At 40.9% G+C, this 25,885-nt stretch carries 19 protein-coding genes; 18 read left to right on the top strand and 1 reads right to left on the bottom strand.

Features of this window, described 5'->3' with window-relative positions; all coding sequences use genetic code 11:
• The first annotated feature begins 7 nt into the window (after nt 1–7).
• From CLOL250_RS13125 to CLOL250_RS13070, 12 genes are all read left to right on the top strand, one after another.
• Nucleotides 8–1,672 carry a hypothetical protein gene (locus CLOL250_RS13125; protein WP_044946288.1) on the top strand — a complete coding sequence of 555 codons (1,665 nt, stop codon included), beginning with the start codon at nt 8–10 and terminating at the stop codon, nt 1,670–1,672.
• 11 nt (nt 1,673–1,683) lie between these two features.
• Nucleotides 1,684–3,063, top strand: coding sequence for an aminopeptidase (locus CLOL250_RS13120; protein WP_008403082.1), 1,380 nt, complete (start codon nt 1,684–1,686; stop codon nt 3,061–3,063).
• Nucleotides 3,064–3,097: 34 nt separating this feature from the next.
• The gene (locus tag CLOL250_RS13115) at nt 3,098–7,282 is read left to right on the top strand and encodes a response regulator (protein ID WP_274922295.1); all 4,185 of its coding nucleotides are present in this window, start codon (nt 3,098–3,100) and stop codon (nt 7,280–7,282) included.
• A 14-nt stretch (nt 7,283–7,296) separates the two neighbouring features.
• The gene (gene purE / locus CLOL250_RS13110; RefSeq protein WP_008403080.1) at nt 7,297–7,848 is read left to right on the top strand and encodes a 5-(carboxyamino)imidazole ribonucleotide mutase; all 552 of its coding nucleotides are present in this window, start codon (nt 7,297–7,299) and stop codon (nt 7,846–7,848) included.
• A gap of 189 nt (nt 7,849–8,037) precedes the next feature.
• Nucleotides 8,038–8,949: a Rossmann-like and DUF2520 domain-containing protein gene (locus tag CLOL250_RS13105; protein WP_444190914.1), complete on the top strand. Its 912-nt coding sequence runs from the start codon at nt 8,038–8,040 to the stop codon at nt 8,947–8,949.
• Nucleotides 8,950–9,066: 117 nt separating this feature from the next.
• Nucleotides 9,067–9,894 (top strand): 3-methyl-2-oxobutanoate hydroxymethyltransferase, encoded by an 828-nt coding sequence (gene panB / locus CLOL250_RS13100; protein ID WP_008403077.1) that lies wholly within the window; start codon nt 9,067–9,069, stop codon nt 9,892–9,894.
• A gap of 66 nt (nt 9,895–9,960) precedes the next feature.
• Nucleotides 9,961–10,812, top strand: coding sequence for a pantoate--beta-alanine ligase (gene panC, locus CLOL250_RS13095; protein WP_008403076.1), 852 nt, complete (start codon nt 9,961–9,963; stop codon nt 10,810–10,812).
• A 66-nt stretch (nt 10,813–10,878) separates the two neighbouring features.
• On the top strand, nt 10,879–12,105 hold the full coding sequence (gene coaBC, locus CLOL250_RS13090; protein WP_044946283.1) for a bifunctional phosphopantothenoylcysteine decarboxylase/phosphopantothenate--cysteine ligase CoaBC: 1,227 nt from the start codon (nt 10,879–10,881) through the stop codon (nt 12,103–12,105).
• 19 nt (nt 12,106–12,124) lie between these two features.
• The gene (locus tag CLOL250_RS13085; RefSeq protein WP_044946281.1) at nt 12,125–12,601 is read left to right on the top strand and encodes a VanZ family protein; all 477 of its coding nucleotides are present in this window, start codon (nt 12,125–12,127) and stop codon (nt 12,599–12,601) included.
• Entirely contained in the window at nt 12,588–12,899 is a 312-nt protein-coding gene (locus tag CLOL250_RS13080; RefSeq protein ID WP_243104420.1) for a hypothetical protein, read from the top strand. Before CLOL250_RS13085 ends, CLOL250_RS13080 begins: the two co-directional genes overlap by 14 nt.
• Before the next feature lie 3 nt (nt 12,900–12,902).
• Entirely contained in the window at nt 12,903–13,499 is a 597-nt protein-coding gene (locus CLOL250_RS13075) for an HD domain-containing protein (protein WP_008403072.1), read from the top strand.
• A complete protein-coding gene (locus tag CLOL250_RS13070) occupies nt 13,496–15,622 on the top strand; it encodes an aminopeptidase (RefSeq protein ID WP_008403070.1) in 2,127 nt (708 codons plus the stop codon). The genes CLOL250_RS13075 and CLOL250_RS13070 overlap by 4 nt, the downstream gene beginning before the upstream one ends.
• A gap of 134 nt (nt 15,623–15,756) precedes the next feature.
• On the opposite strand, the gene CLOL250_RS13065 is transcribed toward CLOL250_RS13070, so the two are convergent.
• Nucleotides 15,757–18,057, bottom strand: coding sequence for a diguanylate cyclase (locus CLOL250_RS13065; protein ID WP_008403068.1), 2,301 nt, complete (start codon nt 18,055–18,057; stop codon nt 15,757–15,759).
• Between the two features lie 282 nt (nt 18,058–18,339).
• Between CLOL250_RS13065 and purM the strand changes: the two genes are divergently transcribed.
• From purM to radA, 6 genes are all read left to right on the top strand, one after another.
• A complete protein-coding gene (gene purM, locus CLOL250_RS13060; protein ID WP_008403067.1) occupies nt 18,340–19,365 on the top strand; it encodes a phosphoribosylformylglycinamidine cyclo-ligase in 1,026 nt (341 codons plus the stop codon).
• On the top strand, nt 19,359–19,985 hold the full coding sequence (gene purN, locus CLOL250_RS13055; RefSeq protein ID WP_008403066.1) for a phosphoribosylglycinamide formyltransferase: 627 nt from the start codon (nt 19,359–19,361) through the stop codon (nt 19,983–19,985). The genes purM and purN overlap by 7 nt, the downstream gene beginning before the upstream one ends.
• Before the next feature lie 14 nt (nt 19,986–19,999).
• Nucleotides 20,000–21,271, top strand: coding sequence for a phosphoribosylamine--glycine ligase (gene purD, locus CLOL250_RS13050; RefSeq protein WP_008403065.1), 1,272 nt, complete (start codon nt 20,000–20,002; stop codon nt 21,269–21,271).
• A gap of 136 nt (nt 21,272–21,407) precedes the next feature.
• Nucleotides 21,408–23,861 (top strand): ATP-dependent Clp protease ATP-binding subunit, encoded by a 2,454-nt coding sequence (locus CLOL250_RS13045; RefSeq protein ID WP_008403064.1) that lies wholly within the window; start codon nt 21,408–21,410, stop codon nt 23,859–23,861.
• A 128-nt stretch (nt 23,862–23,989) separates the two neighbouring features.
• Entirely contained in the window at nt 23,990–24,406 is a 417-nt protein-coding gene (locus CLOL250_RS13040; RefSeq protein ID WP_044946278.1) for a hypothetical protein, read from the top strand.
• 8 nt (nt 24,407–24,414) lie between these two features.
• Complete coding sequence (radA, locus tag CLOL250_RS13035; RefSeq protein ID WP_008403062.1) at nt 24,415–25,767, top strand: DNA repair protein RadA; 1,353 nt, start codon at nt 24,415–24,417, stop codon at nt 25,765–25,767.
• Nucleotides 25,768–25,885: the final 118 nt, after the last annotated feature.

Here is a 25,885-nt window from a genome sequence, read left to right as displayed (position 1 = left end):
AGTGCTTATGAAGAATTTTTTGTATTTGACCAGAGTAATGGCAAAGGATACAGAGATGACGATGCCGGACACCGGAGAAAAAGCGAAGGTATATAAGACACTTGGTTCACTTGCGATGTTCTGTATCATGGTTCCCTGTTGTCTGGTCGTTGGATTTATTGTATATATTATGACAGAAGCACTGATAGAAGCCGGAGGAATGACCGAAGGTGTAGAGCTGATCATACAGTTGATGTCCGTATTTGGCATGATCTTTTCGGTGATGGTACTGTTTAATGTACTGTTTTTTTCATCGGATCTGGATCATCTGCTTCCACTTCCGGTAAAGCCGGGTGAGATCGTAGCAGCCAAATTTGTAAATGCATATATCGCAGAGAGTGTTATGGAGTTTATGGTTTTATTCAGTGGCTTTGTAGGCTACTTCATAGCTGCCGGATTTAAGCCGGTATCTGCACTGACTGCATTGGTCGGAGTTGCACTGCTTCCGATCCTTCCGCTTGTATATTGCGGTATTTTCGCTTTACTTTGTATGGCATTTTTAAGCCGGATAAAACTGTTTCGGAATGTAGATGTCATGACAGGACTGGTAACCGTTATTTTCCTCGGACTCTTTTTATTATCGTTTATTCAGATGGACAGCATCAATATTAACAATTATATTGATGGTCTGATGAATCATAATAATATGTTTACAGTGATCATGGGAAAGATATTCTTTACGGTTCCTGTATTCTTAAAAGCGCTTGAAACGAACAATATTGCATATTTCCTGCTGTTCATTCTGCTAAATGTGATTATGGCAGGACTGTTGTTCTTTCTTGGAAGCAAGCTGTATCTGCGTGGTGTATATCTGGTTTCATCTGTCGGAAAAGCAGAGAAGAAAGAAGATGTGGTTTCTGATGCGGCATATGCGAAAAAAAGTATTCACAAAGCATATTTTCTGAAGGAATGTAAGATACTATACCGGACACCGGCATATCGCAAATATTGTGTAATGGTAAATATTATATGGCCGCTTCTTGCGGTGGCATTGTTTGTTCTGCCTGCAACAAAGAACTTCATGACTTCATTTGAGAATCTGCTTTCCAAAGGTTTTGTAGCATCCGATCTGATCGCATTATTGCTGGTGCTGATCGTTTCCTTCTTTGCAACAGCAATGAACAGTATCGCATCAACCTCATTTACAAGAGAGGGAGAGCATTTCAGCTTTATCAAATATGTACCGGTCAGCTATCGGACACAGATTGGGATCAAAGCAGGTGTCAGTCTGGTATATAGCGGAATTACGGTTATAATTACGATTATCGTATTATGTGTCTGTATGCATATCAGTGTGCCAACAGCAATTTATTTTATTATTATTGCGTTATTGTCGGTTATGTGTTGTACTTATATCGGCCTTTGGTTGGACGCAACACATCCGAAATTAAACTGGGAAGATGAATACGGAGCGCTCAGAGGCAATTTGAATGCGTTCTTTAATATGGCGATTGCAATTCTGGTATCCATGATCCTATGTGGAATCGGTTTTTGTTTATTTAAGTTTACAAGGATGGATTCTTTTATGATCTTTGCAATCTATCTGGTAATTCTCGGACTTGTGACATACAGGATCCGCAGAAATGCCATTATATATATAAAAAAGAGTATAAGCAATGACTTATATGTTTAGGAGGCATAAAAATGAAAGATAAAAATGCATGGAACAGTTATGACAAGGAAGAACTTGCAAAGCTGGAAAAATTATGTAAAGCTTATCGTGAATTTCTGGATGCAGGAAAAACGGAGCGGGAATGTGTAAAAGAGATCGTAAAACAGGTAAAAAAAGCCGGATATGAAGATATTCAGGATGTAATCAAAGAAGGCAGGAAGCTGACAAAAGGTTCAAAGGTATATGCGGTATGGATGAATAAGACCGTAGCGCTATTTAACATCGGTAAGAAGAATATCGAAAAGGGTATGAATATTCTTGGCGCACATATTGATTCCCCACGCATGGATATCAAACAGATCCCATTATATGAGAAAGAGGGATTTGCTTATCTGGATACGCATTATTATGGTGGAATCAAGAAGTATCAGTGGGTAACTTTACCACTTGCTATCCATGGTGTAGTTGCCAAGACAGGCGGAGAAGTTGTAGAGGTAAACATTGGGGAAGACAAGAATGATCCTGTATTTTGTGTTACCGATCTGCTGATCCATCTTGCCGGTACCCAGATGGAAAAAAAGGCAAATAAGGTCATCGAAGGAGAAGAGTTGGATATCTTATTTGCAAGTAAGCCGTTAAAGGGAAAAGAAAAAGAAGCAGTAAAGGAACAGGTACTTGCACTTCTGAAGAAGAAATATGGAATGAAGGAAGAGGATTTCATTTCAGCAGAGCTTGAGATCGTCCCGGCAGGAAAGGCAAGAAACTGTGGAATCGATGAGAGTATGGTCATGGCATACGGACAGGATGACAGAGTATGTGCATATACATCTATGGTTGCGATGTTGGAAGCAGAAGATGTAGAAAAGACGACCTGTTGTCTGTTGACAGATAAAGAGGAGATCGGAAGCGTGGGGGCAACCGGAATGCAGTCTCATTTCTTTGAGAATACAGTCGCTGAGATCATGAATGCGATGGGCTGTTATAATGAACTGGCACTCAGAAGATGTCTGGCATCCTCCAGAATGTTATCCTCTGACGTATCTGCAGGCTATGATCCAACCTTTGCAAGTGCATTTGACAAGAAGAATGCAGCTATCTTTGGTGAAGGTATGGTATTTAACAAGTTTACAGGTGCAAGAGGCAAATCCGGTTCCAACGATGCAAATGCAGAATATCTCGCAGCTATCCGTAAGGTGATGGATGATGCAGGAGTATACTATCAGACAGCAGAGCTTGGTAAAGTAGATGTTGGCGGTGGCGGTACGATCGCTTATATCTTATCATTATATGGAATGGAAGTTGTGGACTGTGGTGTGGCAGTATTAAACATGCATGCTCCATGGGAGATCACCTCCAAAGCGGATATTTACGAAACTAAAAAAGGATATGTAGCATTTTTATTAGGTGCATAAGAAAACTATGAAGCAGTTACATTCAAAAATCAGAATGATTATTTTAATAGCAGCAGCCGTGATGATACTTTTTTCACCACGGCTAGTTGTGTCTGCCGGAGAGAATTTTACCTCTGATTACAGTCAGACAGAGTATACAGAAGAAGATGGATTTGAGAGCGGTGAGGCGAATTGTATAGTCCAGTCTTCCAGTGGATATATATGGATTGGAACGGATAGTGGTCTGTATCGATATGACGGAAGTGAATTCCGTAAATTTACACTTGGTGAAGATGAAGGAAGCAATGCTTATTCTGTAAACAGTATTTTATCAACATCTTCCGGTGAGTTATATGTTGGAACAGAAAATTATGGCTTGTTTGTCTATGATAAAGGCAAATTTTTTCGTGTAACAAATCCATCCGATGCAGAGATAACAACGATCCATAGTATGTATGAAGATGAAGAGGGTAAGATATGGCTGGCAACATCTTCGGGTATTTATTATTATTCAGACGGAGATATGACATTAGTTGCTGATGAAGATATCGTATATCCGGATGTGACTGCAATCGGCGGATACAAATCTTATGTGTATGCGATAGTAAACAGTGATACGATTGTCAATATTAAAAATAATGAGATCGTCAGTAAGACAAATAAGGCGGCATATACTGAAGAAGATCTGAACAGCCTGTATGTGGATTCGGATGGAAATCGCTATATTGGTACGGTTGGGCATACGATTGTTCGTTTAACGACGAATAAAAATTTTACCCTGATTTCAACAGCTGCCCTCAGTGGTATCAATAAGCTTGGCTTATATGGAGACAGATTCTGGGTGCTTGCGGATGATGGTATAGGTTACATAAATCAGGACGGCGGTATACAATATGTGACCGGGCTTGCGTTTAATGAATCGATGAGTGATATTCTGGTAGACTTTGAAGGTAATTATTGGATGACCTCTTATCGAAAAGGACTACTGTTTCTCGGTCGAAGCAAATTCCAGAATGCGACACTGAAATATGGCATGAATGAATCCATTGTAAACTGTGTGACAGAATATCAGGGGAGATTGTATGTTGGTACAGATGATGGTCTGGACATCATTAATGCAGATGGGACATTGGACAGAGAATCAGATCTGGTGACCATGCTTTCCGGCAAAAGTATCCGTGATTTTTGTGTGGATTCCAGAAACAATTTATGGATATGTTCTTATCGTCTCTATGGTGTAATCAAGGTTAATCCGAGAGGTAAATATAAAGTATATAATAAGAGTGAAGCGCTTCTTACCAGTAATGCCGTTAACTGTATAATTGAACTGAAAGATGGAAGCATGGCAGTCGGTACAGAGAATGGTATTACTATACTCAGTAATGGTAAAGTGGCAGCAAGTTATGGCAGATTTTCCGGAATGGAAAATGCGGATATCATATCACTGTATCAGGGAGATGATGGAACGCTGTATGCAGGTTCTAATGGTTCCGGTCTGTATACGATCGACATAGAATCAAATCTTCGAAAACTATCTGCAGCTGACGGACTGGATTCCAATATTGTTTCTTCTATTGTTGGTGGCAGTAATGGAATCTGGATCGGAACAGACAATGGTCTGTACTATCAGGAGGGCGTGATTCGTCAGATTAGTGCCATTGATTCATCAAATTCTATTGCAGATCTGATCATGGATGAATCCGGCAATTTATGGATCTTCGGATCCAGAGGTATTCAGAAATATTACGAGGGGGATCTGCTTAGTTCAACGGCGCCTGAAGGTGAGAGTTATACAAAAAATGATGGGTTGATTTCCGGTATTTCGGATAATTCTACAGAATATATATCAGCAACTGGAAAAGTATATGTATGCTGTGATCAGGGACTCAGTGTTTTGGATCTGAATCAGATATATACAAATGAGGTTTCCCCACAGGTCCGTATATCATCAGTTACGGTTGATGATAAAGAATATGCATTTTCCGATCTGGATGGTAAAATCCGCGTTCCGGGAGATACGAACCGTATCGTTGTGAAATTTTCGGTTCTTAGTTATGTGAATCGTGGAGACATTCAGGTAAAGTATCATTTGGAAGGCTTTGAAGATAAGGATCGTGTCTTATCAGGGACCGATTATCTTGAAGCGGAGTATACAAATCTGGAAGGCGGGGACTATACTTTTGTCCTGACGGCCGAGAATTCAGATGGTATAGCCTGTAAAGAACCGCTGTCTTTCTCAATCGTAAAAGAATTGAAATTCTGGGAAACATCATTTTCAAAGGTTCTGATCGCTTTATTTGTGATTCTGACCTGTATTACGATCATAGTGGTTGCCAGATATATTTTCATATTACTTGGCAGAAAAAATAAACAGGTAGAAGAATTAAGTAAAAAGAATGAGCAAGCAGAGAAATCAAATCGGGCAAAGAATGATTATGTTAATTATCTGAGCCGTGAGATCCGTGTTCCGTTGAATTCCATTCTTGCAATCAGTGAGATGCTGCTCCGTAATGTAGATTCTCAAAATGAAGAAGAGCTAAAGCAATTATCAACGGTTTATGGTTCCGGTTATGAGATACTTGGAATTATTGATGGTATTTCCAGACTATCAAATCTTCAGGATGGAACAATTGATCTGGTTGAAAAGGAATATGCAGTTTCTGATGTGATCGAAGAACTGGCAATACAATTTAAAGAGATGATCAATCGAGAGCTTGTAAGTATAAAAGTAAGTATTGAGGATGATATTCCAAATGGACTGATTGGTGACTGTTCAAAGATAAAAGAGATATTGCTTAATCTATATCAAAGGGCGGCTAAGACGACGAAAGAGGGAAGTATAAGTATTTCGGTTGACTGGCGTACGATTCCGCCTGAGGAATGCGAGAAAGAAGACAGTATATATCTGGATATAGAGATATCGGATACAGGCACGGGTGTAAAGGAAGAACGTTTGGACAGCTTTTTTGATCTGGATGATTCTTACGACAGAACAGATATCGGTAATTTTGATGTCAGTATCGGGCTTGCGATCGCGCGACAGTTGATTGAGAGTATGGGTGGAACTCCTGAGGTTGACAGCACATATGGAGCAGGAACGACGATCCGGTTCTCGATCATACAGCAGGTATTTGATTACAGCTATGTAAATTATAATGTTAGCAAGCGAAAAGAGTTGGCCTTCCGTAACTCGAGTTCCAGAATCTGGCTGCCGGATGTACGTATACTTCTTGTAGATGATTCTGAGGTCAGTCTGGGAATCCAGAAAGTTATATTTGAATCATATGAGTTGGTCTGTGATACGGCATTATCGGGCTTTGAGGCAATCGATAAGGTAATGGTGACACCATATGACATGATATTTATTGATACCGTGATGCCTGTTATGGATGGAGCAGATACTGTTCGTGAGATCAGAGGCCTGGATGGAGAAGAGTATAAGAGAGTTCCGATTGTTGCGCTTTCAGAGAATAATGTAGAGAGCAACAGGGATGAGATTGTTAAAGAGGGATTCAGTGATGTTCTGGTAAAACCCCTTGAAATGGATGGAATTGAACGGGTGTTCCGGTTATTCCTGCCGGAGGAGAAGATCAAAGAAAAGACAAGCAATATCAGACAATATATCAGTGAATCCAGATTTAAGGATGATGTTTATATTCTGGAGAACAGTATTGTTGTAGAAAATGCATTGAAGATGCTTGGTGGCAATTTTGATACATTTAACCGATTTATTATGGCGTTTAAGGAAGATTATGAACAGGATGCGGACAGACTGGAAGAATATATCGACGATGATGTCAGAAAATATCGGAATATCATTCATGATATTAAGAGCAGCAGTGGTAATATCGGCGCATACAGCATCGAACGTAAAGCGGCCAATCTTGAATCGGCAATTAATATAGGAAATATGCAGTATGCAAAAGAGAATACGCATGAATTTGTGTCAATGTTGAGACGATTATTTAAGGATATCGGACTTTATCTTGATAAGATCAATCCAGAAGAATCACAGGAAAAGATAATGAAAGATTCTGTTGATCGTGGACAGCTGAAGGATATGCGTAGCTTCTTACGGGATGCGGATATCAAGTCTGTTAAAGAGATATTTATCGAGATAGAAAAATATGAATATAGCGATGCTGACATAGAATTCTTAAATGCGTTAAGGATGACGGTAGATGCGATGGATTATGAAGGTGCAAGTGAGATTATCGATCAGTATCTGAACAGTAAATAGTATACCATTGTGTGATGCAGATTCATGCAGAACACAGGGATATTAAAATACAAAAAGGAAGAAAGAAGGATAAAAACATGAGAGTAGCGATCATTATGGGATCAACAAGTGACCTGCCTAAGGTTGAGCCGGCAATTGGCATTTTAAAAGATTATGGAGTAGCTGTTGATGTAAGATGCCTGTCTGCACACAGAGCACATGCAGGACTTTCAGAGTTTATTGAAGAAGCAAATAATAATGGAACACAGGTTATCATTACTGCAGCAGGTATGGCAGCAGCACTTCCGGGTGTTGTAGCAAGCCAGACAGTTATTCCGGTTATCGGTGTACCGATTTCCGGTTCAGTATTAGATGGAATGGATGCACTTCTTTCTATCGTTCAGATGCCATCCGGTATCCCTGTAGCAACAGTAGCGATCAACGGAAGCAAGAATGCAGCATACCTGGCACTTCAGATCATTGGAAATAGCAATGCAGAAGTAAGAAAGAAACTTTTAGCAGAACGTGAGTCCATGGAAGCTGCAGCTATGAAGGCAAATGCAGAAGTAATAGCAAAATATAATTAATCAGTTGCAGGTCATATAAAATGATGATTTCATATGTAGATATGTGATCTGCATAGAGTGAAAACAGAAGAAAAGCAGGAGAAAAAATGATGATAAATTCAGGTTCTCCTGCTTTACTTTTTACCTTGTAAATGGTATTGTAAAGGGCGGATGGTATTCGAAAGAAACTATACCTGATTTACACCACAGATAGAACAGGCGATAGCAGGTGATCATATGAGGATTGGATTTATCGGTGCAGGCAAAGTAGGCTTTACACTTGGAAAGTATCTTGAGCAGAATTTGAAAAAAGAAAAGATACAAAAGAATCTTCCGGAGACAGTAACCGTATCCGGATATTACAGCAGACAGGTGGAGAGCGCAAAAGAAGCTGCAGCATTTACCGATACCGCAGTGTTTGATGATCTGAAGAAGATCGTTTGTGCAAGCGATGTCCTGATGCTTACCGTTCCGGATGGAAGAATAGAAGCAGTGTGGGACAGTATAAAAGCCTTTGATATCAAGGGCAAACTGATCTGTCATTGTAGTGGTGCTATGACATCTAATATTTTTTCAGGTGTAACAGAGGCAGGAGCCTTTGGTTATTCGATTCATCCTATGTATGCAATCAGTTCAAAGACAAAATCCTACAGGGAAATGCAGAAATGTTTTTTTACAGTAGAAGGTGATGAAGAGTGGGGAAATGAAATTTGCCGCTTTATTCGTCTTTTAGGAAATGACTGTGTACTTCTCTCAACAGAAAATAAAACAAAATATCATGCTGCAGCAGTATTTGCCAGTAATCTGGTAAATGGTCTGTACGGATCGGCAGTTTCATTACTGGAAGACTGCGGATTTGAAAATAAACAGGCAGAACGTGCGCTTGTTCCATTATTTATGGGAAATGCATCGCATATAGCAGAAGATGGACCGGTGGCAGGGCTGACCGGACCGATTGAGAGAAATGACACAACGACAGTAAAGAAACATCTGAATGTTCTTGAAAAAAATGAGAAATATATTTATACCGGTGTATCAAGAGCTGTAGTTACTCTGGCAGAACAGAAATATCCTGACCGTGATTATTCAGAGATGAAGAATATTCTATCAAAGCAGGAGTAAAAGACGAAAATGCTGCAATGCCGGATGGGCTATGACAGGCAAGCCGGCAGATATAACAAAACAGGATTTTGAAATGAACAAAGTACGAAATGATTTCAGAATAGGAGAATAAGACGTATGAAGAACACAACAACATCAATTATGCAGATGAAGAATTCCGGGCATAAGATTTCTATGCTGACAGCGTATGATTATACGACAGCAAGATTATTGGACGAAGCAGGAGTCAACACGATCCTTGTCGGTGATTCCCTCGGAAATGTAATCCTTGGATATGAGGATACGATCTCCGTAACCGTAGAAGACATGATCCATCATAGCGCAGCCGTTGCAAGAGGAGCCAAGAATGCACTGGTTGTAACCGATCTTCCATTTATGTCCTATCAGACCAGTGTATATGACGCAGTCGTAAATGCAGGCCGTCTGATGAAGGAAGGCAGAGCCGGAGCTGTAAAGTTAGAAGGTGGTAAAGAAGTCTGCCCACAGATTAAAGCAATCGTATCAGCAGGAATCCCTGTTGTTGCACATCTGGGACTGACTCCGCAGTCAATCAATACTTTCGGTGGCTTTAAGGTTCAGGGTAAGACAGAAGCAGCAGCTAAGAAGCTGATCGAGGATGCCAAGGCAGTAGAAGAAGCAGGTGCGTTTTTACTGGTACTGGAGTGTGTCCCTGCAAAGCTTGCAAAGCTTGTAACAGAGAGCATCAACATTCCTACGATCGGAATCGGAGCAGGAGCAGGATGCAACGGACAGGTTCTTGTAATTTACGATATGCTTGGCATGTTCAGTGATTTTAAGCCGAAGTTTGTAAAGCATTTTGCAAATGCAGGAGACATGATTCGTGAAGCAGTAAAGACTTATATAGCAGAGATTGACGATGGAACATTTCCGGCAGAAGAACACTGCTACAAAATTGATGACGAAGTAATCGATAAATTATACTAAGAGATAGAAGCTGTCTGAACCGGTAAAAACCGGGAGACAGGATCAGGAAAGGACTGGAAATCAGAAATGAAGATTTTAAAAACAGTAGATGAAGTAAGAAGTCAGGTTAAGGCATGGAAGAAAGAAGGCTTAAGTGTTGGACTTGTACCAACAATGGGATATCTCCATGAGGGACATCAGAGTCTGATCAGGAAATCCGTAGAACAGAATGACAGAACCGTTGTATCTGTATTTGTCAATCCGATGCAGTTTGGACCAACAGAGGATCTGGAGAGTTATCCAAGAGATCTTGATGCAGATGCAAAGTTATGCGAGACAACAGGTGCAGATGTGATCTTTCATCCGGAACCGGAAGAAATGTATAAGCCGGGATTTTGTTCTTATGTCAATATGACAGGGCTTCCGGATGCATTATGCGGACTGACTCGTCCGGTACATTTCAAAGGTGTATGTACAGTTGTAAATAAATTATTCAATATCGTTCAGCCGGATCGTGCTTATTTTGGTCAGAAGGATGCACAGCAGCTTGCGATCATTATGCGTATGGTTACAGATTTGAACATGGATATTGAGATCGTTGGATGTCCGATCATCCGTGAGGCAGATGGTCTTGCCAAGAGTTCCAGAAATATTTATCTGAAGCCGGAAGAACGTCAGGCAGCAGTTGTACTGAGCAAGTCAGTTAAGCTTGGACAGAAAATGATCGAAGATGGTGAGCGAGATGCGAAGAAGATTGTAGCAGCAATGAAAGACCTGATCGGATCAGAGCCACTTGCAGATATTGATTATGTTGAGATGGTGGATATGGATACTATGAAGTCAATCGATATAGTAGAGGGACATGTCCTTTGTGCTATGGCAGTCAGATTTGGCAAGGCAAGATTGATCGATAACTTTATCCTTGATATGAACAAATAACAGCCGGATCAGGATTCGTTCCGGACAGAATGATTTTCAATGATACGATGCAGAATGGAGAAAATGATGTTAAAGAATAAGACCGTTGTTTTAGGTGTAACAGGAAGTATAGCAGCATATAAGATGGCAAATGTTGCCAGTATGCTTGTAAAACTGCATGCAGATGTAAATGTCATCATGACAGAAAATGCGACCAATTTTATCAATCCGATCACATTTGAGACCTTAACAGGAAATAAGTGTCTGGTGGATACCTTTGATCGTAATTTTCAGTTTAACGTAGAGCATGTTGCACTTGCAAAACGGGCAGATGTCTTTATGGTCGCTCCTGCATCGGCAAATATCATTGGGAAGATTGCAGGCGGAATTGCTGACGATATGTTGAGCACTACGATCATGGCAGCAAAATGTCCGAAGCTGATCGCACCTGCAATGAATACGAATATGTTAGAGAATCCGATCGTTCAGGATAATATCAGAAAACTGCAGTCCTATGACTATGAGATCATAGAGTCGGCAAGCGGATACCTTGCCTGCGGAGATACAGGCAAGGGAAAGCTTCCGAGTGAGCAGTTGTTAGTTGATTATATATTAAAAAATATCGCAGCAGAGAAAGACATGCAGGGAATAAAAGTACTTGTTACTGCAGGTCCTACGATGGAAGCAATTGACCCGGTTCGCTTTATCTCAAATCATTCAACCGGTAAAATGGGGTATGCGATCGCGAGACAGGCGATGCTCCGTGGGGCAGACGTAACCCTCGTAACAGGAAAGGTAGCGATTGCACCACCAAAATTCGTAACAGTGGTTCCGGTTACTTCTGCACAGGATATGTATGAAGCTGTAACGGCAGCCAGTGCTGATCAGGATATCATTATTAAGGCAGCCGCAGTTGCTGATTATAGACCGGCAGAGGTAGCAGATAACAAGATCAAGAAATCGGATGCTGATATGAGCATTCCGCTTACAAGAACAAAGGATATTCTTGCATTTCTTGGAATGCAGAGAGAAAAGGCAAGAAAGACAAACGGGGACAGCAGACTTGCCGGACAGATCATATGTGGATTTTCGATGGAGACACAGAATCTGTTAGAGAATTCCAGAAAGAAGCTGGAAAAAAAGAAGATCGATATGGTCGCAGCAAATAATTTAAAGACAGCGGGGGCTGGATTTGGGACAGATACCAATGTGCTGACATTGATCACACAGGATGAGGATATTGAATTGCCACAGATGAGTAAAGAGGAGTGTGCAGACAGACTTCTTACCCAGTTAATAAAAATGAGGAAATAATATTACCTGGAGGCTGGCATTGAGCATAGAAAATAAGAAAAAGCTGCGGGTGTTATGCCTGGTGCTATTTATATTATACAGTATATCCATTGTCTATTTTCTGATATTCAGTGATATGTTTGGAAGGGGACATGGATATGAAGAGATGCGGTACAATCTGACACCGTTTCTCGAGATTAAGCGTTTCGTAAAGTACAGAAGTTATATGACGACCACAAGCGTGATGTTGAATCTGGTTGGAAATGTTCTTGCTTTTGTACCATTTGGAATGTTGATCCGCTGGGTCAGAGGTAAAAAGACCGGATTTTTTACAGCGACTCTGGCGGCATTTGCGTTTTCGTTAAGTATTGAACTGGTACAGTTGATAACAAAACTTGGGGTGTTTGACGTGGATGATATTATCATGAATACCTTTGGCGGTATGATTGGATATATTATTTATTATATTTTAGCAAGATTTGACAGAAAAAGGAGAAAAGAGTTTGAAAAACAGTGATTTCAGGATGGCTCCTTCCGGAAATTCAAGAGATACAACAATTTCGTATATATTAGGAATACTCGGTGGTGTTTTTATAGTACTGTCCGTGATCAAATCTATTATATCAAGAGGTGCGGTAGAACGTATCTATGGTGTATTGATGATCAGTGCATTTTTGATGGCATTAACAGGAATCGTATTTGGCGTAATCGGATACCATTCTGAGGAAGGCGGTGTCACATCTAAAAAAATGGCTGTTTACCTGAATATTGTTGTATTTGTGATAGCGGGTATCTTTTTTATTAAGGGGATGTAGTATATGGACGAAAGATTAAGGAAACAGCTGGATTTTATATTGGAAGTAGACAAGAGTAAATTTGTAGTCAGACAGACGTATCTGACAGATGGAATCAGAAAAGAAGATGATGCAGAACATTCCTGGCATATTGCACTTATGGCAATCTTACTGGCGGAATATTCAAATGAACCGGTTGACGTATTAAGAGTAGTTTCCATGCTGCTGGTTCATGATCTGATCGAGATAGATGCAGGTGATACATATGCATATGATAAAAATGCAAATGCAACAAAAAGAGAGCGGGAATTGAAGGCTGCTGACCGGATATTTAATATCCTGCCGGAAGATCAGGCAAAGAAGCTTCGTGGGCTATGGGATGAATTTGAGGAGTATCAGACGCCGGAAGCCAAATTTGCACATGTGATGGATAATCTGGCACCGGTTATGTTATGCGATGCAGTCGGAGGAAAAGGCTGGAAAGAGCATGGAGTTTTTGAGAGTCAGGTGTATGGCAGAAATAAGCGGACACCGGAGGGATCAGAGACGTTATATCAGGTGATCGATGAGGTGTTTCGGAAGAACATTCAACTTGGGAACATAAAGGGAGACAATAAATGACATATTATAAGGATATAACAGCAGAATATGAAGATATCGAAGATCGTTACGAACTGATGGTTGAGCGGATCCGTTCGATCACAAAAGAAGAAACAGTGGACATGCGGTATCGGGATTATTTTGTAAGAACTGGAGAATTTTTACTGCAGTTAGATAAAGTGATCGAAAAGGTAAAAAGTGGGATGCCCATTTCGGAGAGCTGTACAGCGGGCGAATTACAGCAGATAAATGCAGCACTTTATCAGGATGTTATGCCTGAAAATTACGAAACGAGTTATTGCAACTATGAATACACCAGACAGATGTTTGGTGAGAAAATAGCAGAGAACGAGATTGAAGACATAGACAAGCGGGAATATTTATTTGCTGACTATCTGACATTTCTTTGTTATGAATTCCATGGACTGATCGCGGCAGCATTTGAAGGAAGAGTTGTAGACCTTACTGTATGGTTTGAATTGTTTGTGGAGGTATATGGGATCTTTGAGGATTTTCCATCTGTTAAAGCAGTAAAAGATGCCATTTATTATTTTGAACATGATTATGCGGAGTTCTTCATGGATTATCGTGTGCGTGAGAAGATGGATCCGATTCTTTCCTTTGCGACAGATATTGTCATGAAATGTGAAGACGGAGATAACAGCTATTTATATGAATATGGCGAATACATCGGAAAGAATGAATTGGAAACGGAAGCGTTTCTTCGCAGGATGTCATCAGAAAAAGTGGCGTCGATCGCCCGGACTTATACAGAAGGGTTTCGACAGGGCTTTGTAGCAGCCGGAATTGATATATCAAAAAAGAAGCATGTAAACATCCGCTATTCGATCGGTATGGAGCGTATCGTAAAAGCTGCAATCCTCCAGTTCCGTGATATGGGGCTGGAACCGTTATGCTTCCGTTATGATACCAACCGGATCAATCGGATCAGAATGAACCGGATTGGTTATGTAGGTACTCCGGTAAATAAGCAGATGGATTACGATCATCAGATGGATCAGGCGTTATTCCTTGATCGTAAGCTGATGGAACGAAAGTTAGAGATAATGCGAGGCGCTTATGAGAAATACAGATATGAGGCGTCCGTATATGCAGGACCGGCGTGTATCGAGATCTTTGGTGAGACACCGTTTGAACCGGTAAGCAAGCCAGGACAGCTTACGCTTAGCAAGAAGCAGCAGGAGCTTGGTGTGGAATATACCAATGAACTGTCACAGATCGTGAATGAATATATACCGGGAGATGAGTATAGCTTTACAATCATCGCATATCCAATGCCTGAGATCGGAGATAATTATGAGGAGATATTTGAACAGATCATTCGAATAAACAATTTGGAGAGTAATGCATATCGTCCGATTCATCAGACGATCATCGATGAGCTGGATCAGGCAGAATGGGTACATGTGATCGGACAGAATGGCAATCAGACTGATATGAAGGTAATGCTGCATGTGTTAGAGCGCCCGGAGACAGAGACAAATTTTGAGAACTGTCTGGCGGATGTGAATATTCCTCTTGGCGAGGTTTTTACATCGCCGAAGCTTACCGGAACGCATGGAGTTTTAAATGTAAGTGAGGTCTATCTGAATGATCTGAAATATGTCGATCTCAAGCTGACCTTTGAAGATGGAAAGATCAGAACCTATACCTGCAAGAACTTTGACAGAGAAGAAGATAATATCAAATTTGTAAAGGACAATCTTCTGGGCGGACGGGAGACACTGCCGATCGGAGAGTTTGCAATCGGAACAAATACGACCGCATATGTACTTGCAAATAAATATAACATGGTATATAAACTGCCGATTCTGATCGTAGAGAAGATGGGGCCGCATTTTGCAGTCGGTGATACCTGCTATAGCTGGAGCGAAGAAAATATCCTTCATAATCCGGACGGCAAGGAAATCGTTGCAAAGGATAATGAGTGCTCGATCCTTCGAAAGACGGATATCAGCAAGGCATATTTTAACTGCCATACCGATATTACGATACCATATGATGAGATCGGAGGCATTTATTCGGTTCATGCAGATGGAACCAAAGTTGCCATTATCGAAAATGGCAGATTTGTTCTTCCGGGAACAGAGATGTTAAATGAGCCGTTTAAAGAGGCAAAATAAAAAATAAACCATATAAATGAGAGTGGATTCATCATCCTGAACATGGGAGAGAAACTATCATTTATATGGTTTATTTTATTTCATAGCGTTTATCTGTGCTTTTATAAAGAAGTTAGTATTCGTATCGTATTTTATTATTTTAAAACAGACATTCGCTTATATCGTTTATTTGAATACAGTGCGCTGTCTGCCTGGCTTAACAGATCCTCAATCTTGATATCCGGATCGCAGGAAAATTCCGATACACCGACACTCATTTCGATATAATATGGTTTGCCACAGGTTTCATTTAATTCATTGGACAACTCCTGAATCCTTGCCTGTACAGTCTTAGGAAAATCAAGATCATCAATGAAAGCAAAACATACAAACTCATCACCGCCGATTCGACCAACAATGTCACTCGCCCGGAAACTTGTCATCAGGATATTTGCAATATTCTTTAAAGCAAAATCTCCATCGTTGTGTCCGAATTTATCGTTTACGATCTTTAAGCTGTCCATGTCTGCAAACAGTAGCATTGCCTTACGTCCATGATTGGCAGGTTTATTGATCAGGTATTCTACTTTTTCCATTAATCCACGTCTGTTATTGACTCCGGTCAGTTCATCGGAGGTAGACAGGTGATTTAACAGCTCATTTTTTTCATGGATCTCATTTAAGGACATTACTAATTGTTCTTTTGTCTGGATCTGTTCTTTTAAAAGTGATAAATATTTAAAAGAAGCACCAAGATGAAGAGAAGTTGTATAAATGTGTCCAAAGTGATTTACATCTGTATTGCATACAAACAGACCATGATGTTGTTCATTTGTAAAAATAGGAACAATAACAACGGTAAATCTATCTTCAAAACCGGTATATTCATTGTCGAAGATATCGGTAGATGCAATACGACGTGTTTCACCTGATAAAACAGCTGTATGTTTTGGATTGTAAAAAGCTTGAAGATACAAAGTATCCGGCGTTTTCCAGCTTCCGTCCGGTTGAATGGCGACGGGCTCATCATACGCATATAAATAAGATGCTGCAAATCCAAGGTCTTTTAATTTAGCAAGCATAGATGAAAAGGTTTTTGCTGTATCGGTTCCATATGTAAGAGTATCTCTTGTAATATAGATTGAAGACCATGATCCCGTTTTGCTGTCATGTTCCTGTTGGTACAAAGAAGTTGACAAAAACTGTGCGATAGCACTTGTAATATGAGAATTTAGCCGATAGTATTCAGACCGTTTATCCGGATCGTTGATTAATGCTATGATGACACCGGAAAAACAACGGAATGAAAATGCAATATTGGTTACTGAAAAGAAACTTGTGACAGGAGATGACAATAATGTCATCAGTTTGTCTACAATCAGATTCTTTGGATATGGTTTTGCCTTTGGTAAAATAGCAATTTCTATTATATCCTTCCAGATGCTGTTGATCTGATCAAGAACAATCGTACCAAAAAAGCTGTTTTTAATGTTGCCTAAAATAGAATCATCACAGTATTCCAGAATATCTGTTACAGTAGAGAAATTGTCAATCGGCATATGTTCGGTATTTTCATGCAGAATGCACCCACATGATAATCGTTTTACAAAGTGGGAATCCAAGACAGAAGAACAGAATTCGCCTGTCTTAATATCCTGAATTATCTTGCCAACGGCACGATAGCCCAATGCCGGGGTGTTCGCGTTTACGGTTGTAAGGGGTGGAACCATAGTTACGGAACCGGGAGAGTTGTCAAAACCGATTACACTGATATCAGCTCCGATTCGGATGTTACGGCTTTTCAATTCCTGATAGCCGCCGATAGCCATCTGATCGTTAGAGAAAATGATTGCATCAGCATCCGGATTATCATCAAGCAGTTTGCTGACAATCTCACGGCTGTATTCAGAATAATCACCGTATACGATCATATCTTCGGTGACCGGTATGTTGTGAGCTTTCATTGTAGTTCGGTATACATTCAAACGTTCCAGAGCATCTTCATTTGTCTTTCTTCCGGCAACAAAACAGATATGCTTTCGGTTGTGATGAATAATCAGATGTTCAATGGCATCTCGAAGACCGGCAGTACTGTCGGTCTGTAAACAAGGATAACCTGAAACCTTAGATTCCAGAGTAAGAATCGGAATATCCTTAAAGGTATCCAAAAATGCTTCGATACTTTTTTGTGATATAAAAGATGCAATCGTGCCAACGGACACGATCAGGGCATCCAGATTTTCTTTTTTAGCATAATAAAAAACAGAGTTGTACTGATAATCATAAATTTCGTTTTCAGGATCGTTAAATGAAGCATTTAAAAACATGCCCGGAAAGACGATGAGATTCACGTCTAGCTCTTTCGCTGCGTATTCAGCTCCTTTACATATTTCATTTGCATATTCATTGTCGAGATGACATATGAATAATCCGATGTTTAATCTATTATTTGTCATACAACTACCTCTTGTTAATGAAAATACAGTTACTCTGCATATGATATTATATTACCATAAATGGGAATCATTATCAAATTATATTTGATATTTATATAGTATTTTTAAAAAAAAGAAACACGCTTTGCTGATGAACAAAATTGTGCCGAACAGAGACCTGTTTTGGGCTGGTATATTTGTGAGAATGGCTTCTTTACAAACAGAAATTAATCCCGTATAATTTATAAGAATCAATTGGCATGAAAATGCACTTTATAATGGATAAAACAGGAGGATTTTACAATGGATTACAAGAATGCCGGCGTTGATATTGAGGCAGGATATAAGTCAGTAGAACTTATGAAGAAGCACATCAAGACAACCATGAGACCAGAGGTATTAGGTGGTATCGGAGGTTTTGCTGGTGCGTTCAGTCTTGCAAAGATCAAAGAGATGAAAGAGCCTGTATTACTGTCTGGAACAGATGGATGCGGTACAAAAGTACAGCTTGCATATATCATGGATAAGCACGATACGATCGGAATCGATGCTGTGGCTATGTGCGTGAATGATATTGCATGTTCTGGTGGAGAACCTCTTTTCTTCCTGGATTATATAGCATGTGGTAAGAATTATCCGGAAAAGATCGCTACGATCGTAAGTGGTGTTGCAGAAGGCTGTAACCAGTCCGGTGCAGCTTTAGTTGGCGGTGAGACAGCAGAGCATCCGGGACTTATGCCGGAGAATGAGTATGACCTTGCGGGATTTGCTGTAGGTGTCGTAGAGAAGGATGAACTTATCACAGGAGAGAATATCAAAGCCGGAGATACATTGATCGGTATCGCTTCCAGCGGTGTACACAGCAATGGTTTCTCATTGGTTCGTAAAGTATTTGAGATGACAAAGGAATCTCTGGATACATATTATGATGAACTCGGAACAACACTTGGCGAAGCACTTCTTGCTCCGACAAGAATTTATGTAAAAGCATTAAAGGCAGTAAAGGATGCCGGTGTAATGATTAAGGGTTGCAGCCATATTACAGGTGGCGGTTTCTATGAGAACATTCCAAGAATGCTTCCGGACGGAGCTCGTGCACAGGTGAAGAAGGACTCATATGAAGTGCCTGCTATATTCAAGCTCCTTGCAAAGAAGGGCGATATAGATGAGCATATGATGTACAACACATATAACATGGGCGTTGGTATGTGCCTTGCAATAGATCCTGCAGATGCAGATAAGACAATAGCAGCTATAGAGAGTGCCGGAGACAAGGCATTTGTTCTCGGTACAGTAGTAGCCGGTGAAAAGGGAGTAGATTTATGCTAAGAATAGCAGTTCTGGTTTCCGGTGGCGGTACGAACTTGCAGGCGATCATTGATGCGATCGCAGCAGGAAAGATCACAGACACCGAGATCGCAGCAGTTATCAGTAATAATAAAAATGCCTATGCACTGGAACGTGCAAAACAGGCAGGTATAAAAGATATCGTAGTATCACCAAAGGATTTTGAAACAAGAGAAGTATTTAATGAGAACCTGTTGAAGACTTTACAGGAAGTGAATCCGGATCTGATCGTACTTGCGGGATACCTTGTAGTTATTCCGGAGAGCGTGATCGATGTATTTGAGAATCGGATTATCAATATCCATCCTTCCCTGATCCCTGCTTTTTGTGGCACAGGCTATTATGGACTCAAGGTTCATGAGGCAGCGTTAAAAAGAGGTGTAAAAGTAGTAGGTGCTACGGTACATTTTGTAGATAAAGGAACCGATACTGGTCCGATCATTATGCAGAAAGCGGTTGCAGTACAAAACGGAGATACTCCGAAGGTGCTTCAGCAGAGAGTCATGGAGCAGGCAGAGTGGAATATTCTACCTGCTGCTATTGATAAGATCGCACATGGAAAGGTTCGGATCGAAGACGGCATAACAGTTGTAGAAGACTGACAGGAGGAAAACAAATGAAGATTTTAGTTGTAGGTGGCGGCGGAAGAGAGCATGCTATTATTACAAGTATTGCAAAGAGCAGTAAAGTAACAAAGATCTATTGTGCACCGGGAAATGCAGGTATTGCAGAACTGGCAGAATGTGTGGATATCGGTGTTATGGAATTTGATAAACTGGTTGATTTCGCAAAGAAGGAAGCAATTGATCTTGCAGTTGTAGCTCCGGATGACCCGTTGGTTGCCGGTGCAGTCGATACATTTGAAGCGGCAGGTATCCGTGCATTCGGTCCTCGTGCAAATGCAGCGATCATCGAAGGTTCAAAGGCATTTTCCAAGGATCTTATGAAAAAATACAATATACCTACAGCCGCATATGAGAATTTTACAGATGCAGAATCAGCACTTGCATATCTTGAAACGGCAAGCTTTCCGATCGTATTAAAAGCAGATGGACTGGCACTTGGTAAAGGTGTTCTGATCTGTAAGGATCTGGAAGAAGCAAAAGCCGGCGTAAAAGAGATCATGCTGGATAAGCATTTTGGAAATGCGGGAAATACTATGGTTATCGAGGAATTCATGACAGGACGTGAGGTGTCTGTTCTTGCATTCTGTGATGGTACAACGATCAAACCAATGACCTCTGCACAGGATCATAAGCGTGCACAGGACGGTGATCAGGGGTTGAATACCGGTGGAATGGGAACATTTTCACCAAGCCCATTCTATACAGATGAGATCGCAGATTACTGCATGGAGAATATATACAAGCCTACAATGGCAGCCATGAAGGCAGAGGGAAGAGAATTCAAGGGCGTATTATTCTGCGGACTTATGATCACACCACAGGGCGTAAAGGTACTGGAATATAATGCAAGATTTGGAGATCCGGAGGCGCAGGTTGTTCTTCCTAGAATGAAGAATGATATCATTGATGTATTTGAGGCTTGTATTGACGGAACACTGGATCAGGTAGAGCTTGAATTTGAAGACAACGCTGCTGTATGTGTAGTACTTGCATCTGACGGTTATCCGGTTTCCTATAAGAAAGGCTATCCGATCTCAGGCCTTGAGACATTCAAAGACAAGGACGGATATTATGTATTCCATGCCGGAACTAAGTTTGAAGACGGCAAAGTTGTAACAAATGGCGGTCGTGTACTTGGAGTAACAGCTACAGGAAAGGATCTTCATGAAGCCCGTGCAAATGCATACAAGGCAACCGAGTGGATCACATTTGAGAATAAATATATGCGCCATGATATCGGTAAAGCGATTGATGAGTGTTAATTATTATTGAAAGATATACGAAAGAAAAAAGTCTCTGGGGAACATACTAATATATGGGAGCCGGGGACTTTTGTATCATAACAGAAGATAGTAGGACAGAAAATGTCATATACTATGAAAAAAGAGGTGACATAATTTGAAACTTCCGAACAGTGAAAAATTACAGGAAATATTAAAAGAAGCTAAACGGATATCCAAGAAGCTGGGACAGAATTATATAGGAAGCGAACATCTGCTGATGGCACTTACCTTTGTCAGTGATACGGCACCGTTTGTTGTTTTGCAGGAAAATGGAGTAACGATACAGTCGATCATTAATATCTTAAGCCAGATACCATTAGCCGGAGGAAACTTTGGTGCAGAAAAAAGCAAATATACAAAATCCGCAGAGTCAATCCTGGAGCTTGCGGGAAATGAGGCAAAACGTCTGGAAAGTACAGAGATAGGAAGTGAACATCTTCTGATTGCCGTTTTGAAGCATCTGGATTGTACGGCGGTAAAGATCATACTGTCATTAAAGGCAAATATCCAGAAAATATATGTAGATATCATGTCTGCATGCGGAGTGGATGGCAGTACGGCAAAGAAAGAATTTGTAAGTCTGAAAAAGGGAAAGAATAAATCCAAGGCATCGGCAACACCGACGTTGGACCAGTTCTCCAGAGATATGACGATGGATGCCCGTATGGGCAATCTGGATCCGGTTATAGGCAGAGAGAAAGAGATAGAGCGTGTGCTTCAGATTTTAAGCAGGCGTATGAAGAACAACCCATGTATGGTTGGAGAACCGGGTGTAGGTAAGACTGCGGTAGCAGAGGGGATTGCTTACCTGATCGCTGCAGGAGATGTGCCAGATACGGTGCGGGATAAACGACTGCTGTCATTAGATTTATCCAGTATGGTAGCGGGTTCCAAGTACCGTGGAGAATTTGAGGAACGGATCAAGAAGGTGATCGCAGAGGTAAAAAATGCCGGAAATGTCATTCTGTTTGTGGATGAGCTTCATACGATCATCGGAGCCGGTGGAGCAGAGGGAGCAATCGATGCATCTAATATCTTAAAACCATCCTTATCGCGCGGAGAGATCCAGATGATCGGAGCGACGACGCGTGCAGAATACAGAAAATATATAGAAAAGGATGCAGCGTTGGAGCGAAGATTTCAGCCGGTCTATGTGGAAGAACCGACCAATGAAGAAACAGTAGAGATCTTAAAGGGACTTCGACCTGCATACGAGGAACATCATCATGTAGAGATCAGTGATCAGGCACTGGAAACAGCGGTATCATTATCGGTTCGATATATCAGTGACCGTTTCCTGCCGGATAAAGCTATTGATCTGATGGATGAAGCCTGTTCCAGAAAACGTCTGGGATTCGGAAAAAAAGCAAAGAAGACCCTGCCATTGGAGCTTGAGATACAAGCGCTTTCCGATGATCTTGAGAACCTTTTAGAGGCTGGAGGTATCGATGAAGCGGCAGAGCTGTTAAAGAAACAGAGAAAGCTGGAAGCAAAGCTTGATAAAATGAAGCAGAATAAAAATGCGAAAAATGTTGTAGTAGATGCAGAGGATATTGCGGATGTTGTATCTGTATGGACGAAGATTCCGGTAAATAAACTGACCGAACAGGAATCCAAACGTCTGGAACGTCTGGAAGAGGAGCTGCATAAGAGAGTTGTCGGTCAGAATGAAGCAGTTGATGCGGTAGCAAAGGCGATCAAGAGAAGCCGTGTAGGCTTAAAAGATCCCAAACGTCCGGTTGGTTCGTTCTTATTCCTTGGACCTACCGGCGTAGGTAAGACTGAATTGTCGAAAGCTCTTGCAGAAGCAGTATTTGGCAGCGAGGACGCGCTGATCCGTGTCGATATGTCGGAGTACATGGAGAAACACAGTGTGTCGAAGCTGATCGGGTCGCCTCCGGGCTATGTTGGTTTTGAGGAAGGAGGACAGTTGAGCGAGAAAGTCCGTTCCAATCCGTACTCTGTTATATTGTTTGATGAGATAGAAAAGGCACATAGTGATGTGTTTAATATATTATTGCAGGTACTGGATGATGGACATATTACAGATTCTCAGGGCAGAAAAGTAGATTTTAAGAACACGATAATTATCATGACATCTAATACCGGTGCACAGAGGATTATTGATCCGAAGAAGCTTGGATTTGTTACCGCGTCAAATGCAGATACAGAGCACGAAGATATGAAGAAGAATGTTATGGATGAGGTAAAACAGAACTTCAAGCCGGAGTTCTTGAACCGTATTGACGACATTATCGTATTCCGTGCACTGACAGAGGATGATGTAAGAAATATTTCGAATCTTCTATTAAAAGAATTAAAGCAACGTGTTGCATCGCAGATGGAGATTCAGTTGAAGTTTGGAGATGCAGTTAAGAAACTGATCTTTGAGAAAGGCTACGATAAGAAATACGGAGCAAGACCGTTGAAACGTGCGATCCAGACGAATATAGAAGATGAGCTTGCAGAAGCAGTCTTAAAAGGTGAGATCAAACGGGGAGATACCGTTCAGGTGACTGTGCGCAACGATAAGGTGAAGTTTGTAGTAAAAAATGAACCTGAAAAGTAGTTGCTTCCAATTCTATAAAATAATTGTGAACTGATTATATTTGGTGTGGCAAAAGCCGGAGCATTATTGTATAATCAGATTATAAAAGTGCCGGGTAAGGCATGAGTATAATGTACAGGAGGATAAAAATGTCAGTAATCAACGATTTAATTAACATAGAGTCCGATTCACTGGATTTCGGAAATTATGAATTAGCAACAAAGACAAAGAAAGATGGTATTGAATATAAAGGTGATATCTATAAGATCAAGACTTTCAATGAGATCACCAAACTTGAGAAGAATGGTATGTTTGTATATGAATCAGTACCGGGTACAACGGTACATGGCTTCCGTTCATCAGAAGAAGATGTATCATTTATAGTAGAAGGAACAGAGACCTCATCTATTACACTGGAGCTGGAACCGGAAACAGATTACAAGATTCATATTGATGATATATATGTAGGAAAGAATAAAACAAATCTCGGTGGCAAGTTAAGCATCAGTGTAGATCTTGAACCGGGCAGAGAAGTAAAGGTAGACGTCAGAAAAGCATTTGACTAGGAGTTTATATGGCAAAAGAAAAACAGATCTTTTTTTGCCGGGAATGTGGATTTGAGTCAGCAAAATGGATGGGACAGTGTCCGGGTTGCAGATCCTGGAATACGTTCTGTGAAGAAAAAGTAACGGTAGGCGCCAGAAAACAGTCCGGAGGACGGACTGCTGTGGTGCCTACAAGTATTTTAGAAGTAAAAACGGCTGATGAGACAAGATTTTCCACAGGACTGGAAGAATTGAACAGAGTACTTGGAGGAGGAATCGTAAACGGTTCTCTTGTTTTGGTAGGGGGAGATCCCGGTATCGGTAAGTCGACAATCCTGCTTCAGATGTGCAGAAATCTATCGGCGGATGGTCATAAGATCCTCTATGTTTCAGGCGAGGAATCTTTGTCACAGATCAAGATGCGCGCGGAACGAATTGGTACATTTCAGAAGGATATGCTGCTTTTGTGCGTAAATAATCTGGAAGATGTAGAAGAATATGTTAAGAAGGACAGACCGAAGGTTATTGTTATCGACTCAATCCAGACAATAGTAGTAGAAGATATTGCTTCGGCACCGGGAAGTGTATCTCAGGTAAAAGAAGTAACAGCACGTTTGATGCAGATGGCAAAACAGATGGATATAGCGATCTTTATCGTTGGACATGTTACGAAGGAAGGAACGGTAGCAGGCCCGAGAAATCTGGAACATATGGTAGATACGGTGTTGTATTTTGAAGGCGATCGTAATGCAGGCTTCCGTATTCTTCGTGCGGTAAAGAACCGATTTGGATCAACAAATGAGATCGGTGTATTTGAAATGCTTGAAACCGGCTTATCAGAGGTGAATAATCCATCGAAGGTTATGCTGGCAGGCAGACCGCTTCAGACATCCGGTTCGGTTGTGGTATGTTCTTTAGAAGGAACCAGACCGATCCTGTTGGAGATCCAGGCACTGGTCTGCCAGACCAGCTTTAATCTGCCGAGACGTACAACAGTTGGTTTGGACTATAATCGTGTGAACCTTCTTCTTGCGGTACTTGAAAAGAGAGCGGGGATGGTATTATCAGGAAGTGATGCATATGTCAATATAGCCGGTGGTATGCGGCTTGATGATCCGGCAGCAGATCTTGGAATTGTATTTGCACTTGTTTCCAGTTTTCGTAATCGTCCATTGGATGAGAGTATGGTCGTATTCGGTGAAGTAGGACTTTCAGGAGAAGTTCGTGGCGTATCCGCAGCGGAGCAGCGTGTAAGAGAAGCTGTGAAAATGGGTTTCAGGACATGTATTATGCCAAAGACAAATGCAGAGCATCTTAAGAGTATAGAGGGCATAAAAGTAGTAGGAGTATCGAATATCAGTCAGGCGTTAGAGTATATATAAGATTGTATTTATTTTAATACAATTTTTGTCAAAAAAAGTGTTGACATCTGACGTCTGATTTAGTATTATATCAACTGTTCGCGGTACGAAACACCGAACGAACAAAGATCACAACTTA

This window comes from Clostridium sp. L2-50 (assembly GCF_000154245.1).
Lineage (GTDB): Bacteria > Bacillota > Clostridia > Lachnospirales > Lachnospiraceae > Coprococcus.
Note: the sequence above shows the minus strand (reverse complement) of the source record. Positions and strands in the feature narration are given on the sequence as shown.

Coding starts and splice junctions, on each gene's coding strand:
- CLOL250_RS13125 (WP_044946288.1), top strand. CDS start 8: ATGAAGAATTTTTTGTATTTGACCAGAGTAATGGCAAAGGATACAGAG.
- CLOL250_RS13120 (WP_008403082.1), top strand. CDS start 1,684: ATGAAAGATAAAAATGCATGGAACAGTTATGACAAGGAAGAACTTGCA.
- CLOL250_RS13115 (WP_274922295.1), top strand. CDS start 3,098: ATGATTATTTTAATAGCAGCAGCCGTGATGATACTTTTTTCACCACGG.
- purE (WP_008403080.1), top strand. CDS start 7,297: ATGCAGATTCATGCAGAACACAGGGATATTAAAATACAAAAAGGAAGA.
- panB (WP_008403077.1), top strand. CDS start 9,067: ATGAAGAACACAACAACATCAATTATGCAGATGAAGAATTCCGGGCAT.
- panC (WP_008403076.1), top strand. CDS start 9,961: ATGAAGATTTTAAAAACAGTAGATGAAGTAAGAAGTCAGGTTAAGGCA.
- coaBC (WP_044946283.1), top strand. CDS start 10,879: ATGTTAAAGAATAAGACCGTTGTTTTAGGTGTAACAGGAAGTATAGCA.
- CLOL250_RS13075 (WP_008403072.1), top strand. CDS start 12,903: ATGGACGAAAGATTAAGGAAACAGCTGGATTTTATATTGGAAGTAGAC.
- CLOL250_RS13070 (WP_008403070.1), top strand. CDS start 13,496: ATGACATATTATAAGGATATAACAGCAGAATATGAAGATATCGAAGAT.
- CLOL250_RS13065 (WP_008403068.1), bottom strand. CDS start 18,057: ATGACAAATAATAGATTAAACATCGGATTATTCATATGTCATCTCGAC.
- purM (WP_008403067.1), top strand. CDS start 18,340: ATGGATTACAAGAATGCCGGCGTTGATATTGAGGCAGGATATAAGTCA.
- purN (WP_008403066.1), top strand. CDS start 19,359: ATGCTAAGAATAGCAGTTCTGGTTTCCGGTGGCGGTACGAACTTGCAG.
- purD (WP_008403065.1), top strand. CDS start 20,000: ATGAAGATTTTAGTTGTAGGTGGCGGCGGAAGAGAGCATGCTATTATT.
- CLOL250_RS13040 (WP_044946278.1), top strand. CDS start 23,990: ATGTCAGTAATCAACGATTTAATTAACATAGAGTCCGATTCACTGGAT.
- radA (WP_008403062.1), top strand. CDS start 24,415: ATGGCAAAAGAAAAACAGATCTTTTTTTGCCGGGAATGTGGATTTGAG.